Consider the following 1,605-nt stretch of genomic DNA (forward strand, 5'->3'; position numbering starts at 1 on the left):
AGGTCGAGCTGGATCGGGACCAGAGCCGGATCGTCAAGACCCATCGCGGTGTCGAACAGCTCAAGGCCACGCTCGGCCGACAGCCCCTCGATACCGACCTGCTTCATCCGCCGCAGATCAGCCCCCGACAACTCACCCCCCATCCCGTCCCCCGACCACAACCCCCACGCCAGAGCCATACCCGGCAACCCCTGAGCACGCCGATGCGCCGCAAGCCCGTCCAGGAACGTATTCGCCGCCGCATAATTCGCCTGCCCCGCATTCCCCAGCACACCAGCCGCCGAAGAGAACATCACGAACGCCGACAAATCCATCCCCGCCGTCAACTCATGCAAATACCACGCAGCATCCACCTTCGGCCCGAACACCCCGCCCAACCGCTCCGGCGTCAACGAACCGATCACACCGTCATCCACCACACCCGCCAGATGCACCACACCCGACACCGGATGAACCGCCAGCACCTTCGCCAGACCATCCCGATCCGACACATCACACGCCTCGAACACCACCCGCGCCCCAGCCGCCTCCAACTCGGCAACCAAAGCACCCGCCCCCGCAGCACCCAGCCCACGACGACTCACCAACACCAGATCCCGCACCCCATGCACCGACACCAACCGCCGGGCCACCAACCCACCCAACAAACCCGACGCACCCGTCACCAACACCGCACCCGAACCAAAACCACCCACCGGCACACCCACCACCGGCGAACTCGACGCCTCCCCCGACGCCGGCACCAGCTCACCCGCCGGCGACAACGCGGTCACCTCGACGGCCACCCGACCCAGCCGGGCCACCCGCGCACCATCCCCACGCACCACCACCTGCGGCTCACCCACCGAGACCGCCACCGCAAGACCATCCTCCAGACCCACCCCCTCACCAAGATCAGCAAGAACGAACCGGTCCGGCGCACCCGCCTGCGCACTGCGCACCAACCCCCACACCGCAGCACCAGCCAGATCCGACACATCACCCCCATCCACCGACACCGCACCCCGAGTCACGATCACCAACCGGGCACCGGCAAACCGCTCACCCTCCAACCACTCCTGCACCACACCCAACACACCCGACACCACACCCCGCACCACACCAGGACCCGACCCCACACCACCACACCGCAACACCACCACACCCGAAACCGGCCCCGCACCACCCACCACGTCCTCCCACAACCCCCACCCCCCAACAGCAGGAGTCTTCGACGAGGAGACAGCAGAAACGGTGGCCGGCAACCAGTCCAGACGGAACATTCCGTCATGGAACACACGCCCACCCCCGGCCAACTGCTCCGCAGAGACCCGCCGCGACGCCAGCCTCCCCACCGAAGCAACCGGCCGCCCCGCACCATCAGCAACCCACAACGACACATCACTGCCACCCGAACGCACCACCCGCACCCGCGCCCGAGCAGCACCCACCGCATGCAACGACACACCAGACCAGGAGAACGGCAGAACCGGCTCCGACTCCCCCTCACCACCCGACAACACCACCGCATGCAAAGCCGCATCAAGAAGAGCCGGATGCAAACCGAACCGCCCCGCCTCCTCACGAGCCTCATCAGGAAGAGCAACCTCCGCGAAGATCTCCTCA

At 66.9% G+C, this 1,605-nt stretch carries 1 protein-coding gene; it reads right to left on the bottom strand.

The window, feature by feature from the left end:
• The coding region (locus ACFY8O_RS34440; protein ID WP_387909361.1) for an SDR family oxidoreductase at positions 1-1,605 on the bottom strand (1,605 nt) is incomplete at both ends.

The sequence above is a fragment of the Streptomyces argenteolus genome, assembly GCF_042902585.1.
Taxonomy (GTDB): domain Bacteria; phylum Actinomycetota; class Actinomycetes; order Streptomycetales; family Streptomycetaceae; genus Streptomyces; species Streptomyces argenteolus.